Source organism: Dyadobacter psychrophilus (assembly GCF_900167945.1).
In the GTDB taxonomy this organism is placed as follows: domain Bacteria; phylum Bacteroidota; class Bacteroidia; order Cytophagales; family Spirosomataceae; genus Dyadobacter; species Dyadobacter psychrophilus.
This window is the reverse complement of the sequence record NZ_FUZA01000002.1, coordinates 1,013,031-1,029,752: the sequence shown is the minus strand read 5'-3', so window position 1 is coordinate 1,029,752 and position 16,722 is coordinate 1,013,031. Positions and strand designations below refer to the sequence as shown.

Below are 16,722 nucleotides of genomic sequence, written 5' to 3'. Positions count from 1 at the left end.
TCAAAAGTAGTAGAGCAACGACGGGATTAGTAGACAACCGTTGAGCCTCTCAAACCGCGGTTTCACTTCCTCTATTTTTTACGCAGTTGGTCGACAATATATCGTGGATTAAATTCTTTTCCTTTCATTTACAATACTCAAAAATACCCATTGATTTCCAGTAATTTAGGGAAATCATGCGCCACGATTTTAACAAAATAAAGATGGATTTCTTTGACCGAAATGTTAAAATTCCGTTTTCAAAACGTGAGATAACAGTCAAATACGCGCTGTTGCATGCTGCTTACTGGATATTCATCACCGGTTTCTTCATTTACGAGAAACGCTATCTGATCTATAAAGCCAGCATGCCGTATTTCGTGATCTGCGTTGTGGGCCGGATTTTAATGCTGATCGTGATCGCGTACTTAAACCTGCATTATTTCCTGCCTAACCTGCTGCTGAAAAAACGATACGGCTTATACGTGACGGCTGTTTTTCTTTCCATACTCGGCTATCTGCTTATGCAGAGCCTTTTCGACTTTTACCTTTATGGCTATGTCATCGGGCCGATGCGCAACAGCAACTGGATTGAAACATTATCCTATAATTTTTTCAGCACACTCTGGTATGTCGGGTTAATGCTCGCGCTGAAACTGAGCCTTGACTGGTATGAACAGCAGCGGATTTTGCAGAAAATAACCGTTGAAAAATTGCAGGCCGAAGTCAATTTTCTGCGATCGCAGGTGAACCCGCATTTCCTGTTCAATGTGCTGAACAACCTGTATGCACTTACATTAAAAAAGTCGGATCTGGCGCCGGATGTTGTGCTAAAATTGTCTGAAATGATGGAATATATGCTTTATGACAGCGACAATTCGCGCGTACTTTTGCAAAAAGAGATCGGTTATCTTAACACTTACCTTGAACTGGAAAAATTGCGTTTTGGTGATCATTCTGATATTATCCTGAATGTCAGCGGGGACGTAAATGGACAGGTTATCGCACCCTTGCTATTGCTGCCGCTGGTTGAAAACGCGATGAAGCATGGCGTCAGCCAGCAAAATGGCACGGCATGGCTCCATGGAGATTTGCGGGTGAATAAGTCGTCGCTTAAAATGGACATTGAAAACAGCAAACCCGCCATCCACGTGCCGGTTGGTAAAGGCGGCATCGGACTGGATAATTTGCGGAAACGCCTCGAACTGCTTTATCCCGCCAAACACACTTTAAAGACCCAGGACAAGGGAAACTCTTTCCTGGTTAATCTCGAAATTGAATTTTAGGACCTATGCTAAAATGCGTGATCATCGACGATGAGCCCCTAGCCCGGGAAGTTGTGGAAGGATATTTAAAAAAACTTGATTTTATTGAATCCATAACGCAATTCAGCAATGCCTCGGACGCGAAAAAACATCTGGAAATCAACGAGGCGGACCTACTTTTCCTAGATATTGAAATGCCGGAAATGACTGGCATTGAATACCTTAAAACATTGGAACAGCCGCCTTTAACCATTTTCACAACCGCTTACCGCGATTACGCTTTTGAAGGTTTTGAATTGGGCGTCATTGATTTTCTGCTCAAACCGATTTCTTTCGGCCGGTTCATACAAGCCATTGAAAAAGTAAGGGATTTTTTGGCGTTAAAAGATCAGAATGTCAACATTGAGGATAATGCCGGCGAAATGCACGGATCTGTGTTTGTTAAAAGCGGCGTTCAGCGTATCAAGTTGCAGTTCGACGATGTGACGCATATCCAGGGATTGAAAGACTACGCGATCATTTACACGCATTCTGCAAAAATCGTCATTAAAGGCTCCATTAAAGCGATGCTTGACATTTTTCCCAAAGCCAAATTTCTCCGCGTTCACAAATCCTTCATCGTTTCCATTGCCAAAATCACCCGCATCGAAAAAAACCGGATCGCATTGAATGGCCACCAAATCCCCATCGGCAGAAATTACAAAGAAGAGCTGGAAAGAGTGATCGGTGAGCAATAATTGCGCATGGCATACTTTTTGACCTCCTACCCGCTTTAAGGACCTCTAAATTAAATCACAAACAAAATATGGCAGGTAAGGCAACTTTTACTTTAAAAGACGGTGAGTCAGGCGAAATTGAGCTGCGTAGCGAGGACATTGAGGAAATTGTCCCGGATGCGGATTTCAGGTTCAGCCTTTTGATCCTGAAAAATGGCGATAAGTACTTTGTGAGCGGGACAAAGGACGAAATTGAAGAAAAACTGGGAGCAAACGCATCATTATAAAAATGGAAAATATTGAAAATGTAAATCTGGATCATGTGCTTATTCATGCCGCGCGATTAGGGAACAATCCGGTGGTGGAGGAAATCCTGAGCCGCGGCACCGACATTAATGTTCAGGATGAAAAAGGTTACACACCGCTGATTATTGCCTGCTATAACAACCGGTTTGAAACAGCTAAGTTGCTGCTTGAATCCGGCGCGGATGTAAATGCATATGATTTTGGCGGTAACACTGCATTGATGGGCGTTTCGTTCAAGGGTTATGCAGACATTGCGGAATTGCTCATAGCCAATGGCGCAGACCTGAACATGCAACACGGCAACGGCGGAACTGCTCTGATGTTCGCAGCAATGTTTGGCAGAAATGATCTGGTAAGGCTGCTTCTGGACCGCGGGGCGGATAAAACGATTCTTGATAATCGCGGACTTTCTGTGGAAGATCTGGCTTTGCAACAGGGCAATGATGAAGCTGTCGCGCTTTTGGCATAATCAAAAAATAAAACAAAACCCCGCACAACATAATGCTGTGCGGGGTTTTGTTTGTTTCAATCAGTCGGTTATGCCGGAACCTTACGTGGTTTTTCGCGCTCCCAAAACCGGTGCTGTGCAATGGCAAGGATAAATTTATCAGCTAGCCCATTTGCGTCGTCACCTACGATCACACCTTCTGCGAGAATGCTTTTGTCAGAAAAATCAGCTGGCAGTTTCTTTCCGAAATAAGTCGCTTCCAACACTTGCATAGCAGACGCATCCGCCGCAATTGCCTTGCAATGCCTGAACGCCTCATTCAGGAAATGGATCGCGTCTGCATCCGCCTCTATTGTAGCCACACTATTGGTGCCACCTGCAACATATACCGCATCATAAAATACGGATGCGACTGTAAGCAAACTGTGGGTTACCGGAATTTTTTCGTCGTTTTCCGCAACAATGTAGTTATGGTTTGGCGCCAGGATCTCAACAATCGCTCCTGCTCCTTCCAATGCAGTTTTCACGGTTTGCATTGAAGCGGCATTCACACCGTCGGCCGCTAAAAACGCAATTTTACGCGTCTTAATGCTGTCCTTTGGCGTATTAGCCATACTCAGTGCTTCTGAGGAAGTGAGTGAGCTCTCAAAAATGTATGATTCAAAATCAGCAGGATCGCCATCGGCTGGAATGCTATGATTAACTGGCTGTTGCGGTATTTTCGGAACTGGCAAACGCAAGGCAAATGCAACCTGTCCGGCCAGATCTTTGTCGATGAGGCCGAGAATACCCAGCATTCTTTCGCGGATTTCAGGAAAGTTAACCTTACCAAGCTCGAAACTCAATGCATCCACAATGTGATTTTTCTCAGGATCAGACTGGCTGTTGAAAAACAGCTTCGCCTGACTGAAATGATCGAAGAAACTTTTGCTGCGTGCCCTCACTTTCCGGGCATCAATGCGCTCTGGATAAGTCGTGAAACCGCCCTCCGATGCTTTCGCCTGCAACGGATAACCATTGCCTAATGTGTTCGGATTATAGCTCGATTTGCCCCGGTTGATGGTCTGGCGCATATGTCCGTCTCGCTGGTTGTTATGCACCGGCACTATGGGACGGTTAATGGGTATTTCGTGAAAATTAGGCCCTCCCAGGCGAAGCAGCTGCGTATCCGTGTAAGAAAACAGTCTTCCTTGAAGCAATGGGTCATTGGTAAAATCAATTCCCGGAACAATGTGGCCAACGTGGAACGCGACTTGCTCGGTTTCGGCAAAGAAATTGTCCGGATTGCGGTTCAATGTCATTTTCCCGATCCGTTGAACCGGCACAAGTTCTTCTGGTATAATCTTGGTTGGGTCCAAAAGGTCGAATTCGTATTTAAACTCATCCTCCTCCGGAACGATCTGCACGCCCAACTCCCATTCGGGGAAGTCGCCGTTCTCAATCGCATCCCATAAATCCCTTCTATGGAAATCCGGGTCTTTACCCGAAATCTTTTGCGCTTCGTCCCAGGCCACTGCATGCACGCCTAAGAGCGGTTTCCAGTGAAATTTCACAAAACTGCTTACTCCCGCCGCGTTCACAAACCGGAAAGTATGGACTCCAAACCCCTCCATCATGCGATAGCTGCGTGGCAGCGCACGATCGCTCATGGCCCACATGATCATATGCGCAGATTCGGGCATGATCGAGATAAAGTCCCAGAACGTGTCGTGAGCCGAAGCGGCCTGCGGAATTTCGTTGTCCGGCTCTGGCTTCACAGCGTGGATCAAATCCGGAAATTTGATCGAATCCTGAATAAAAAACACAGGCATATTATTGCCGACCAGGTCAAAATTTCCTTCCTGCGTATAAAATTTAACAGCAAATCCACGCACATCCCGCGCCAGGTCAGTTGATCCTCTTGATCCCGCAACAGTTGAAAACCGTACAAAAACGGGTGTTTCTATGCTTGTATCATTCAAAAATTGAGCTTTTGTTACATCACCCATCGGTTTGTAAACCTTAAATACACCGTGAGCACCCGATCCTCTGGCATGAACAATGCGTTCAGGAATTCGCTCGTGGTCGAAATGGGTAATTTTTTCTCTCAGGATAAAATCTTCCAGCAATGTGGCCCCGCGCTCACCTGCTTTCAGGGAATTTTGATCATCATTAATGCGCAAACCATGATTTGTGGTCATCAGCTCGTTTGTGGCGTCTGCAATATGCGGGTCCAAATTTTGAATTTTGGCATTGTCGGGTTGCTTAACTTCCTTGTCCGACGGCTTACTCGTTTTCATAAGGTGAATAATTTTTGGTGGCGGCGTTTGTTAACCGGATTTTTAGCCGTGTACTACAATATGCGTTCCACCTCAGGAAAATGCTCAACAGCCGCTTCTCGTACGAAACGGGCATCGAGTTACCTTAAAATTGAATAAAATGAGGGTTATTAGCAGTAACTGTGGAGATATTGCCCGAAAAATGGATAAATTTATGATATTGAACCGTATGCCGGATTTGCGCAGCCCCAGTTATCCCTTCTAAAAAATGGCTTTTAAAAATATATTGCTGATTGATGACGACGAAGATGAACATGACATTTTTCGATCTGCATTAAACCAGCTTTCCGATAACGTATCCTTTGACGCAATCTTTGATGCCAGTGACGCACTGAACAAACTGGCCAGCAAGCAATTGGAACCCGATGTTATTTTCCTGGACCTCAATATGCCAAAAATGAACGGCGAAGTTTTTTTGAGTCAGATAAAAAATAACAACAGCTTAAAAAATATACCCGTCATTATTTTTTCAACGGCTTCAAGCCCGTCAACTATTCGCACCGTGAAAGAAATGGGCGCTGCGGATTACATTACGAAACCCGACAGCTTTGAAGGCCTTCTGAACATTATGAAGCCATTGATAGCATAACGGTCAATTACCTTTATGAAAAAGCATTACTTCTGTTGAGCGGGACCTGCCTCATCCCCAGCGTGAAAGTCTTCCAGTAAAAAGACGATTTCCGTTTGCCATTTGTCCGGATTAGGCTCAAAGTCAGGATCTACCAGGTAAAACTCCGTGCGCCCGCCCCATTGCGTGCGGCCATTTTCACGGTGTGCCTTTTCAATGAACCCTTTTTCCCTGATCCAGTTTTCCAATGCAACGTGCGCTTGCATCATATCTTTAAAATGTCCGGTGTAAATGATGCTGGCATAATGTCCTGCCGGAAAACTCCCCGCAATTACACGTTCATCACCTTCCACAGGCTTGCTGACAGGAAAACCTGCCTCGCAATCCAGTTCACCCTTTTCATTCATTGATCTGTACAAAAAGAAATCCGGCCCGGCCGCGTCAATGTTTCGTTTTTGCATCCAATCCTTCACTTCCGGAATAAGCGGAGGCAGGATGTCCGGGATATCATGCATGTGGACGGTCTTGGATATAGACAGATAATGCAGCTCTTCCCGGCGCTCGGTTTTTGGTTCTGAAAGCATGGCGGATTTGGATTTGTTGTATTACAAATCTAGCAGTTCAAAACATAACCCTAAGAGGCTAATTGCGACAAATACAAGGGCTTGTTGCGACAAAAAATAAACTCACTTCCTTATTGCAATGTCAATCGAGGCACCAGCGTCACCTTGTTGCTTCATCCACGCTTGCAACTCTTTTTTGAATGTTTCGATCCGTTTCGCCTGGGCAGGGTCGCTTGCAAGATTATTCAGTTCGAAAGGGTCATTTTGCAAATCATAAAATTCAACTGGTGGCCGGTTTACGAAGCGGGATGTGATCTTTTTGGCATTCGGATCATCCGCAGCCTTATCAACCCAGGAAAACCAAACTGTGTTCCTGTCCTTGCGCTCCCGCGTCATCATAAAGCGATTATAATATTCAGTCTCAGGCAACAAGTTCACTATCAACTTGTAACGATCATCACGAATGCTGCGGATCGGGTAAGGATCGCCTTCGGGGATATTGTTATGAATGCCATACGCATAAGCTCTGGCCGTTTTGCTTTGGCCTTTTAAAACAGGGAGAAAGGTCTGCCCATCCAACCCGGCAATTGCTTTTCCGCCTGCAATGTCGATCAATGTGGGCGTAATGTCTTCATACTGGACGATCGCATTTGTTTCGGCTTTCGCTTTCACTTGTCCAGGCCACCTCACGATCATCGAGCTTTTTTGTCCGGAATCCCACAAATTCCATTTTGCACCGGGAAACTGTGCGCCTTGCTCACCGAGGAAAATCACGATCGTATTTTTATCCTGTCCCGTTTCTGTCAGCAGCTTTGTGATATCGCCTACCTGGTTATCCAGGCGCCTTATTTCAGCCAGATACTTCACATATTGGCGCCGCGTCAGCGGCGTATCCACCCAATCCGAAGGCAGTTTCAGCTTTTTTTGATCAAATTCTGTTGTATCGCCCGATGTCCACGGCGTATGCGGGTTAATGCTCATCACAAACAGACAGTAAGGCTTTTCACTTGCTGTCATGTATTTTTTGACAGCTTCCAAGCTGTATTCGTCCGTTGGAGACACGCAATTGGGTTCAAAACCTTCGATAATGTCGAACGGAAAAACCGCTTTTGGTTTCGTAACATGGTCTTTTCCCGTCAAACCAACGCGATAGCCCAGATCAGCCAGGTAATGTCCGACACTTTTGAGGTTGTCATAAACAGGTTTGTGATTTTGATAAGAGCCGTGGCGCACTGGATACAGGCCTGTGAAAAGTGATGCACGCGTAGGCACGCACATCGCTTCGGAAGCATAAATGTTGTTGAATTTCAAACCCTGCTCAGCGAGTTTGTCAATGTTCGTTGTTTGAAGATTCTGGCCGCCATAGCAGCTCAATTGCTTGCTATCCAGATCGTCCGCCATAATGATAACAACATTAGGCCGTGCTTCCTTTTGTTTATTTGCGCCGTTACACTCAGGGATTAACCTGAAACTCAGCATGGCTAAAACCGCTGAAAAACCTAGTATGTACTGGCCTGTAAATGAGATGATTTTTTTCAAAGCAATAACAGATGTATCCTGCTAAATAGATAAAATATTTTGCAGGAATCCAAATACAATTTCGGTAACTTTTGAAAGTAAATGCTTTCTTTAATAGGGAACAGATCCAAAACCTTTACAACGAACAATTATGAGCCAGATTAGAAAAGAGGACATTAAGCAAGAGGTGTTTGACCTTTATGACGACTATGCACACGACCGGATCGACAGGCGGAATTTTATGCAGAATTTATCCGCTTACGCTGTCGGCGGCATCACCGTTGCCTCGCTGATGAGTTTCTTAATGCCTGATTACCAGGGAACAATCCAGGTGCTACCCAATGATTCCCGGTTAAAATCGGACTATATCAACTATGATTCACCGAAGGGCGGCAAAACGATCAAGGCGTTGTTCTCAACGCCGGAAGGCGCAACCGGGAAACTGGGCGGCGTAGTGGTAGTCCATGAAAATCGTGGCTTGAACCCTTACATTGAGGACGTAGGCCGAAGAGTCGCATTGGCGGGATTCATTTCCATCGCGCCGGACGCTTTGACACCACTCGGCGGCTATCCCGGAAATGATGACAAGGGACGTGAAATGCAAAGCAAACGCGACCGGAATGAAATGTCGGAAGACTTCATTGCGGCTTATGAATATTTAAAAAACCATAAAGATTGCAACGGAAAAATCGGAGTTGTAGGTTTCTGTTTTGGTGGTGCGATCGCCAATATGATGGCTGTCAGAATTCCAGAACTTGCGGCTTCTGTGCCTTTTTACGGTGGCCAGCCTGCCGTTGAGGATGTCCCCAAAATAAAAGCGCCCCTTCTCCTTCATTATGCAGGCCTGGACACCCGCGTGAATGAGGGATGGCCTGCATATGAAAATGCTTTGAAGGAAAATAAGAAAGAATATACAGCCCACATGTATCCAGATGCAAACCACGGTTTCCACAACGACAGCACGCCCCGTTACGACAAAGCAGCCGCGGAACTTGCCTGGAAACGCACGATCGACTTTTTTAAAGAAAAGCTGGCGTAGTCCTTTTTAGTAACCTGGCAGAGCTGATCACATCCGTTTCTGCCAGGATTTGCTGGGGTGTCGGATAAGCAATATAATCGGCGTAGAGCGTTTCAGTAACATGGCGAATGACCATATTTCGGCTCCTTAAATGCTCAGGCACGGAGAATTCAAGGATCCGGTGCTGGCAATGCCAGGGCGTATGCTGCGGGTTGGTTTGCGCGTAAAGCACGATCATTGGAGTCTGCATTGCGGCGGCAATGTGGATCGTTCCAGTGTTAACTGAGATCAGCAGGCTCGCTTTTTCGAGCAGACAAATAAATTCTCCAATTGAAAAAAGCCCGGCAACCGAAACGGCGGATTCGCCTATTTTGGTTGCAATCCGGTCGGTTAGCTGCTTTTCTGCCCCTGAACCTGAGATTAAAATTGGTAATCCATACTTTTCTAAAAGCGCTTTTCCCGTTTCGATCCAGTGCTCTGCGGGATACTGCCTTTTTTCCTCTGAAACGCCCGGATGAAGCACGATAAACGGTTTTTGAATGTCAATTTTAATGTTGGCAACACTTTTCGTTAGCGCTGCACGGTCAGCGTCCCTTGTATCAAGGATAAGCTGGCTTTCTTCCGTCTCAGCGCCGATATGTTTAACCAGTTCCAAATCCCGCTCAACCTGATGGCGAATCATTTCATAAGGTTCCAAATCTGGTAACCAATGTGTTAGCAATTGGTAAGGATTTTCCCTTGCATAAGCCAGTCGCACAGGAATGCCGGCCATGTATGCCAACATTGCAGCCGGCAATGCACTTTGGCTGTAAACCGTAAAAATAACCACTGCGTCAAATGCTCTTTGCTTCAATTCTGCTGCCAGGGATTCGAGCGTTGGATTTTCGGCGTTCGTACTCTGGACCCAGGGAAGATCAGCGACCATCACGTCATCCACACCTGGAATGTGAGGTGCTATAATAGAGCCCGCCTTGGAAGTTAACAGGGTAATTTTGCTATCAAATGTCTCCTTTAAAGCACGGAATGCAGGTGACGCCATAATGACGTCGCCCATATTATCGGCACGTATGCAAAGCACATTTTTATATTTGTTATGCCTGTACATAGGACGTGGTAATTTTGGAATAAATGAAATTCACTGCTTCCGTAAAGTCTTTCGCAAGACAATCGGGCGTTCGGAAAGGTCCGGCGAGCCATTCCGTTTCGTTGCCGTTATTGATCAGAACAGTTTGGCAGCCAGCGCGGTTGCCGGCTTCCACATCATTCAAAATATCACCTATCATCCACGATTGCTGTAAATCAATTTCCAACGCCGCTGCCGCCTGCAAAATCAGTCCGGCCTGTGGTTTTCTGCATGTACAAAGATCCGGGTTTTCACCCGGACGGTGCGGGCAATAGTAAAAGCCCGAAAGTGTGAGGCCATTCTGTTCGAAAATTTGATAAAAATAAGTGATCAAATCATCCAGCTGCTTCTGAGAAAACAACCCCAACGCTATGCCGGGCTGATTAGAAATAATCACTAACTGGTATCCCATCGCCTGCAAAGAAGCCAATCCCTGGAAAACGCCAGTTTCAAATAGCACTTTTTCAGGATCGGCATTATACGGCACATCTTTGATCAATGTGCCGTCTTTGTCTAAAAAAACGGCTTTGGCTGGCATATGCTCAGGATGTGGCATAGGTTATGGCGCCTGGTTGGTAATTTTTCAGTCCATTTCTTCCAAGCTCTTTTACATGCAGAAGGTAAACGCGGCCGCTGTAATTGCGGTTGGTTACTTTCATATAAAGCTGATGCGCACTTTTAGCCACTTTATCCCATGTGAACTTTTCATTCACCCGGCTCAATGCATTCCGACAAAGATTCCGGTATTTTTCAGGGCAGGAAATGCCTTCACGCAATGCTTTGGCAAGTGCTTCCGGATTATGGGGCGGGACCAGAAAACCCGTCCGGTTATGCTGTACTGTATATTTTATGCCTCCCACATTAGATCCGATCACGGGCGTTCCGCAAGCCATCGCTTCCAGGGGTGTGATGCCAAACGGTTCATACCAGGGTGTAGAAATGAAGAAATCCGCTGCCTGATAATAGTCACGCAGCTGCTGGCGGTTCCGGCGACCCACAAATTCCACGTGGTTTTGAACGCCTTCTGCATCTGCAATCTCTTTAAGCCTTTTCAATTCCAGGTTCTTTTCAAAATCAGGCTTCTCATCCGATCCTCCCACAACGAGCAGTTTGATCCTGGGAACGTCTGTGAGATGGCGCATGGCCCGGATCACATTATCAATGCCTTTGCGAGGCACCATTCTGCCTAATTGTAGTAAAATCACTTCATCTTTTTTCAAACCAAGTCTCCGTCTGGCGGCGGTTTTGGAAGCTGGATAGAATTCGTCCGAACTAAATCCGCACGGAATAATACTGATGCGACTCGGGTCGGCATTGTAATAATCGATAAGGTCCTGCCGGTCTTGCGGACATTCGGCAATAATGAAATTGGCATCATTCACAATCATCTGCTCAATGTCAAGACGCGCTGCGGGAAATGCATCCTTTTCCTTTTGATGGATCATCCTGATTTTTCCCAAAGCATGAAATGTGATCACGTACGGAATTCCCAGTGCTTTCTTGATAGAGGAAGCAACCAAACCCGACATAAAGAAATTGGCATGGATCAGATCATATTCAATACGGCTGTTACGGATAAAACGGATCATATTGGTTGTAAAATCATCCATATAGCCCAATAAGAGCTCTTTTGCTACTTCTGTTGCAGGACCCGCATCAACATTAATCACCCGGATGTTGGGCAGCCATGAGACAATTTGCGGCAGTTCCTCATTATCCTTTCTGGTAAAAATGTCGATTACATAGCCAAGTTTCGCAAGTGACTTGCAGATCTCGGCCACATATACATTTTGTCCTCCGCTATCCACCCCTCCCAGAACTGCAAGCGGAGAAGCGTGTTCACTGATAAATGCTATCCTCTTTTTCATGATTGCGAATATTTAATTGAATAGTCTGTCTGAAGATTTTTTCCCAGTCACTGGTAAAGCGGTCAATGCTGAATTTGGCCAAAGCAATTGCTCTGGCATGTTGACCCAGGCGCCTCGCTTCGCCCTGGTCCGCGATCAGCCTGTTCATGTTTTCGATAAGATTGTCAATGTTGGTATCAATAAATCCCGACTCACCGTTTTTGATCACAGTCACATATTCCGTCGTCGCCATAGCCACCACGGGCATGCCTGTCATCATGGCTTCGCAAACGGCCAGGCCAAAACTGGTGTAGCGGATCGGGTTGAAAAAGAACCGATAATGGCTGATAAACTCCGGCAATTGTGGGTTCAGCACCTCTCCCAGCCCGCCGGATTCCAATGTACCCATTCCCACAAGATCGATCGGTACATGCTTTCTTACTTCATCAAAAACATCCCAACCCGTAACTCTGCCGCGTTGCTGGATGTGGTTGATGACAACGATTCCTCGCGGGATGTCGCCCTGGTAAGTAACATCGGGAATGCAAACCCCATGCTCAATCACACGCACATTGCGCAAGCCGGCGCTATCCCACATCAATTTGTTGAAATGTGTCACGTGAACCAACGTAACCTCCGGGTCCGTCATGACATGCCTCGTATTCGTAGGGTGTTGCTCGGGCGTGTTATGCTCAACGTATACTCTGGGGAGTCGCTTCTGCCAGTCGGCAAGTATCTCATGCTGGTCTATCAGGAAATTTCTTTCGGATTGGAACAGGATACAGTCGAAGTCCATGTTCCGGACTTCCGCCGCGGGAATTTCTATGACATTAGGCCCGAAAGGAAATGTGGTGCCACGACCATAATAACCTTCATCTTTGGCCCCCCTTACCGGAATAAAGATGTCATATTCTCCCTGCGAAAGATAGTAGAGATAGCTTCCATGTATGTGCCATGTGAAAATTTTAAGCCTCTTTTCCGTACTGATATTCCCGTTCATATTTGTTGCATTTTCCGTTAAACAGAACGCCCCTTGTAAAAAACGGTGCCATCCCGAAAGAACCGCTTCCCTGATACACACTATTTTAGCAGATTTTATGCCTAAACGCAGGAGAAACGCTTCTAACTCAACGTATAAGGATACAGCCGTAAACAAACTGGGAATAGAAGAATGTCCACAGTTTATCCCCACTTGCAAGCAGGGCTAAACAACAGAATTGTTGAATTTTTGCATTCAAATACATGAAAAGCTATTATATGTATAGCATGCCATATGGCAATTCGCTTTCGGGGTAAATTAATCCTGCTCAGCCACCCGCGTTGGCATAATCCTTGTAAGGTCGGGCTGCATTTTAACCTGACCGATGAGCTATGTATATTTTAGGGATTAACGCGGCATTTCATGACACCGCTGCTGCCCTCGTGAAAGACGGCAAGATCATTGCCGCAGCCGAGGAAGAAAGATTCACACATATCAAGCACGGCAAGCGCCCCGTGCCATTCTCCACTTGGGAATTGCCATTTCATGCCATTGACTACTGCCTGAAAACGGCTGGTATCACGATAAAAGATGTCGACCGTATTGCCTATTCATTTGATCCGGAAGGTGTTAACGAAGCATCGGTTTACGAGGAAGATCTGCTTTCAGGATCTGATGTGCTGGTCCAGGCTGACGTTTACAATGGCTGGGACACTTTGTTCCTGAATTATATCCGAAAAGCACCCGAGCAGTTGCGTGACGGTTATCCGCATCATTTACAAAAACGCCTGGCTGGCGCCGGATCCCTTACAGAAAAATGGGAATTTGTGAACCACCACGTTGCCCATGCAGCAAGTGCATTTTTTCCTTCGCCATTTACCGAGGCAGCTGTAATGACGCTGGACGGCCGTGGCGAAAAAGCAACCACGGGTTATTTTTTGGGTAAGGATAATTCGCTGGTGCAACTCGCGACGGTCGACATGCCCCACTCGCTGGGAATGTTGTATGAAAAAATCACTACATATCTGGGTTTCCTGCATTCATCCGACGAATACAAAGTGATGGCGCTCGCATCATACGGCAAGCCGGTGTATCTGGAAGATTTCCGTTCCATCATCCATGTTCAGGAAAATGGCCGGTACACGATCGACGAATTTGACCCGCAACAATGGTGGGGTCCGGGGCGCACAAAGGAAGATCCTTTTGAACAGCTGCACCATGATATCGCGCATTCCCTGCAAAAAGCGTTGGAAGAAACCGTTTTGAAACTGGCCGACTGGCTTTATCAGGAAACGCAGGCAGAAAACCTGTGTATGGCAGGCGGCGTTGCATTGAACTGTGTGATGAACGCAGTAATCCGTGACAAAGGTCCATTCAAAAATGTATGGGTGCAACCTGCGGCGGGCGATGCCGGAACTGCATTGGGCGCGGCGCAGTGGCTCGATGTGCAGCTAAATGCGCAAAACGGTGCTCGATATACGGCGCCGATGGATCATGTCTACTGGGGACCTGAATATACAGATGATGAAATTGAAAAATTTATGATCTGGGCCAAAATGCCTTATAAACGCTTATATGATGTTGCCAAAGAAACAGCTGCAATACTGGCCGAGGACAAGATCATTGCCTGGTACCAGGGCCGTATGGAATTTGGCCCGCGGTCGCTGGGAAGCCGGTCCATCCTCGCTTCGCCGATCCATCCCGACATGCAGGCAAGGTTGAATGATATCAAGGACCGAGAGGATTTCAGGCCGGTTGCGCCGGTGGTTTTGGAAGAAGATGCGCCCGATTGGTTTGAGCATGCCGATGTCTCACCCTTTATGCTTTTCGTGTATCCGGTCAAAGATGAAAAAGCAGATCAGATCCCGGCCGTCAGGCATACGGACGGAACGGCTCGGGTGCAGACAATTAATGCACAGCAACATCCGCTTTATTACAAGCTGATCAGCGAATTCAAAAAGTTGACAGGCGTGCCTGTTCTTGTGAATACATCATTCAATACGCGCGGAGAGCCTATCGTATGCTCACCCAGGGACGCAATTGAATGCTTTTGGACTTCGCCCTTTGATGCATTGATCATCAATTCCTTTATACTTGAAAAATAATGCGAACCGCGAACATCAGTGTCATTATCCCTACTTACCGGCGTCCGGCCTTACTCAGCAGGTGCCTCGACGCAATCCGGCAGCAACATTGTCCGGATTGCTCGTTTGAAGTGCTGGTCGTTTCCGACGGCCCGGATGAGGCAACGCGTTCGCTTATAGTGAGTTTAATACGCGAACATCCCGATTTCCCGCTATCATTCCATGAATTGCCTGCCAAAAAAGGTCCGGCAGCTGCGCGGAATTATGGCTGGAAAAAGGGCGCAGGCGAATTGATCGTTTTTACAGATGACGACTGTATCCCTGAAAGTCGCTGGCTCGATGCATACTGGACCGCATACCAGCTTCGTAACCGACACTTTATCGGCTTTACGGGCAAAGTAATTGTTCCGGTTCCGGCACGTCCGACGGATTACCAGAAGAATGTAGCGCATCTTTCAACCGCGGAATTCATTACTGCCAATTGCGCCTGTTCCAAGGCTGCACTTGATCGTATCGGTGGCTTTGATGAAGACTTTCCCATTGCCTGGCGCGAAGATTCTGAGCTGCAATTCAAGCTTTTAAAGGAAAATTTGCCCATCATTCATGTGGCCGAGGCAGTGATTTGCCATCCCGCAAGGGCAGCTTCCTGGGGAACCAGCATCCGCGACCAGCAAAAAAGTATGTTCAATGCGTTATTATTTAAAAAGCATCCACAACTGTACAGGGAAAAAATTGCCCGGAGCCCCGTCTGGAATTACTATACGATCATAATTTCAAGCATTATTGCCATTATAGCATTCATATCAGGGTTCAATAGCCTGGCAATAACAGCATTGTCGGTCTGGGCTGCTGCTTTGATTTTGTTTATTATAAAACGGCTGAGAGGCACAGATATGTCTTTCGCACATCGGGCGGAAATGATCATCACGTCATTGGTAATCCCATATCTTTCCGTTTACTGGACACTTCGCGGAGCATTGCGATACAAAGTCTTTTTCCTATGAAATTCCCTGCCGATACCACCCACAAAATCGCCGTTTTCCGGGCTTTGCAGCTAGGTGACATGCTTTGTTCCGTTCCCGCATTGAGGGCGCTGCGGAAGCAATATCCGGATGCTGAAATTACACTCCTGGGCCTGCCGTGGGCCTCTGGTTTTACGGAGCGCTTTTCGAGCTATATCGATAAATTCATCCATTTTCCTGGTTATCATGGCTTGCCCGAGCAACCTTTTGACCAGACATTATGGAACGATTTCGTAAGCCGCATGCAACAGGAAAAATTTGACCTTATCCTGCAAATGCAAGGCAGCGGCGGGATCGTGAACGATATGCTGGAAAGTCTCCGCGCCGGGCCGGTTGCAGGATTCCATAGCGCGGGAAGTTACAGGGAAAGCGGTTTATTTACTGAATATCCCAATGGCATTTCTGAGATCGAAAAGCACTTATTAATGCTGGCTAACCTGGGGATCCAGCCACAGGGAACAGCACTGGAATTCCCGGTAAACGAAATGGAAACAGAGCATTTGAATAAAATAAAATCTAAGCTGCCGCAAGGGCCTTACGTATGTGTGCACCCGGGCTCTCGCGGTGCGTGGCGACAGTGGCCAACCACCCACTTTGCCTGCCTCGCCGACCAGTGTGCGGGAATGGGTTTCCAGGTTTATGTGACTGGAACCAAAGAAGAAGCCGACATTACAGCCGAAGTTATAGACCTGATGGACTTTCCGGCCATTGACCTTACCGGAAAAACAAACCTGGGTGAAATCGGACAGCTTATTAAGGATGCCAAACTGCTGATCAGCAACTGTACCGGGGTGTCACACATTGCAGCAGCCATGGAAACCCCCAGCATTGTGATCAGTATGGACGGCGAACCGGAACGCTGGGGGCCATTAAATAAGGATCTTCATAAAACCATCGACTGGACAAAAGCACAGGATTTCAACTCTGTGCTTGCCCTCGTCGATGTTTTGAGATCGCCAGTCGTTTGA

General features: G+C 46.8%; 16 protein-coding genes. 9 read left to right on the top strand and 7 right to left on the bottom strand.

Annotated features, from left to right (window positions below; translation table 11 throughout):
- Window positions 1-203: 203 nt before the first annotated feature.
- From B5X68_RS11225 to B5X68_RS11210, 4 genes are all read left to right on the top strand, one after another.
- Window positions 204-1,265 carry a sensor histidine kinase gene (locus tag B5X68_RS11225; protein ID WP_229208367.1) on the top strand — a complete coding sequence of 354 codons (1,062 nt, stop codon included), beginning with the start codon at window positions 204-206 and terminating at the stop codon, window positions 1,263-1,265.
- A gap of 5 nt (window positions 1,266-1,270) precedes the next feature.
- Complete coding sequence (locus B5X68_RS11220; protein WP_082214761.1) at window positions 1,271-1,981, top strand: LytR/AlgR family response regulator transcription factor; 711 nt, start codon at window positions 1,271-1,273, stop codon at window positions 1,979-1,981.
- 68 nt (window positions 1,982-2,049) lie between these two features.
- The gene (locus B5X68_RS11215) at window positions 2,050-2,247 is read left to right on the top strand and encodes a hypothetical protein (RefSeq protein ID WP_082214760.1); all 198 of its coding nucleotides are present in this window, start codon (window positions 2,050-2,052) and stop codon (window positions 2,245-2,247) included.
- Window positions 2,248-2,249: 2 nt separating this feature from the next.
- Window positions 2,250-2,735 carry an ankyrin repeat domain-containing protein gene (locus B5X68_RS11210; RefSeq protein ID WP_082214759.1) on the top strand — a complete coding sequence of 162 codons (486 nt, stop codon included), beginning with the start codon at window positions 2,250-2,252 and terminating at the stop codon, window positions 2,733-2,735.
- A gap of 68 nt (window positions 2,736-2,803) precedes the next feature.
- On the opposite strand, the gene B5X68_RS11205 is transcribed toward B5X68_RS11210, so the two are convergent.
- On the bottom strand, window positions 2,804-4,993 hold the full coding sequence (locus B5X68_RS11205; protein WP_082214758.1) for a catalase: 2,190 nt from the start codon (window positions 4,991-4,993) through the stop codon (window positions 2,804-2,806).
- 247 nt (window positions 4,994-5,240) lie between these two features.
- On the opposite strand from B5X68_RS11205, the gene B5X68_RS11200 reads away from it, so the two are divergent.
- Complete coding sequence (locus tag B5X68_RS11200) at window positions 5,241-5,621, top strand: response regulator (RefSeq protein WP_082214757.1); 381 nt, start codon at window positions 5,241-5,243, stop codon at window positions 5,619-5,621.
- A gap of 26 nt (window positions 5,622-5,647) precedes the next feature.
- Here B5X68_RS11200 and B5X68_RS11195 read toward each other — a convergent pair whose 3' ends face one another.
- Both B5X68_RS11195 and B5X68_RS11190 read right to left on the bottom strand, forming a co-directional pair.
- Window positions 5,648-6,184 carry a GyrI-like domain-containing protein gene (locus tag B5X68_RS11195; protein WP_082214756.1) on the bottom strand — a complete coding sequence of 179 codons (537 nt, stop codon included), beginning with the start codon at window positions 6,182-6,184 and terminating at the stop codon, window positions 5,648-5,650.
- Window positions 6,185-6,286: 102 nt separating this feature from the next.
- On the bottom strand, window positions 6,287-7,702 hold the full coding sequence (locus B5X68_RS11190; protein ID WP_229208366.1) for a sulfatase family protein: 1,416 nt from the start codon (window positions 7,700-7,702) through the stop codon (window positions 6,287-6,289).
- Window positions 7,703-7,832: 130 nt separating this feature from the next.
- Here B5X68_RS11190 and B5X68_RS11185 point away from each other — a divergent pair, with 130 nt between their 5' ends.
- Window positions 7,833-8,720 carry a dienelactone hydrolase family protein gene (locus B5X68_RS11185; RefSeq protein WP_082214755.1) on the top strand — a complete coding sequence of 296 codons (888 nt, stop codon included), beginning with the start codon at window positions 7,833-7,835 and terminating at the stop codon, window positions 8,718-8,720.
- Here the strand turns inward: B5X68_RS11185 and B5X68_RS11180 are convergent.
- Genes B5X68_RS11180 through B5X68_RS11165 form a run of 4 tightly spaced genes read right to left on the bottom strand, consistent with a single transcriptional unit; the run spans window position 8,701 to window position 12,669 of the window.
- Window positions 8,701-9,804 carry a glycosyltransferase family 9 protein gene (locus B5X68_RS11180; RefSeq protein WP_082214754.1) on the bottom strand — a complete coding sequence of 368 codons (1,104 nt, stop codon included), beginning with the start codon at window positions 9,802-9,804 and terminating at the stop codon, window positions 8,701-8,703. The two genes, B5X68_RS11185 and B5X68_RS11180, sit on opposite strands and share 20 nt — an antisense overlap.
- The gene (locus B5X68_RS11175; protein WP_082214753.1) at window positions 9,791-10,378 is read right to left on the bottom strand and encodes a D-glycero-alpha-D-manno-heptose-1,7-bisphosphate 7-phosphatase; all 588 of its coding nucleotides are present in this window, start codon (window positions 10,376-10,378) and stop codon (window positions 9,791-9,793) included. Before B5X68_RS11175 ends, B5X68_RS11180 begins: the two co-directional genes overlap by 14 nt.
- Complete coding sequence (locus B5X68_RS11170) at window positions 10,365-11,690, bottom strand: glycosyltransferase family 4 protein (RefSeq protein WP_082214752.1); 1,326 nt, start codon at window positions 11,688-11,690, stop codon at window positions 10,365-10,367. Before B5X68_RS11170 ends, B5X68_RS11175 begins: the two co-directional genes overlap by 14 nt.
- Complete coding sequence (locus tag B5X68_RS11165; RefSeq protein ID WP_082214751.1) at window positions 11,662-12,669, bottom strand: glycosyltransferase family 4 protein; 1,008 nt, start codon at window positions 12,667-12,669, stop codon at window positions 11,662-11,664. The genes B5X68_RS11170 and B5X68_RS11165 overlap by 29 nt, the downstream gene beginning before the upstream one ends.
- A 371-nt stretch (window positions 12,670-13,040) precedes the next feature.
- On the opposite strand from B5X68_RS11165, the gene B5X68_RS11160 reads away from it, so the two are divergent.
- Genes B5X68_RS11160 through B5X68_RS11150 form a run of 3 tightly spaced genes read left to right on the top strand, consistent with a single transcriptional unit; the run spans window position 13,041 to window position 16,722 of the window.
- The gene (locus B5X68_RS11160; RefSeq protein ID WP_082214750.1) at window positions 13,041-14,753 is read left to right on the top strand and encodes a carbamoyltransferase family protein; all 1,713 of its coding nucleotides are present in this window, start codon (window positions 13,041-13,043) and stop codon (window positions 14,751-14,753) included.
- Entirely contained in the window at window positions 14,753-15,736 is a 984-nt protein-coding gene (locus tag B5X68_RS11155) for a glycosyltransferase family 2 protein (RefSeq protein WP_229208365.1), read from the top strand. Before B5X68_RS11160 ends, B5X68_RS11155 begins: the two co-directional genes overlap by 1 nt.
- Entirely contained in the window at window positions 15,733-16,722 is a 990-nt protein-coding gene (locus B5X68_RS11150; protein WP_082214748.1) for a glycosyltransferase family 9 protein, read from the top strand. The genes B5X68_RS11155 and B5X68_RS11150 overlap by 4 nt, the downstream gene beginning before the upstream one ends.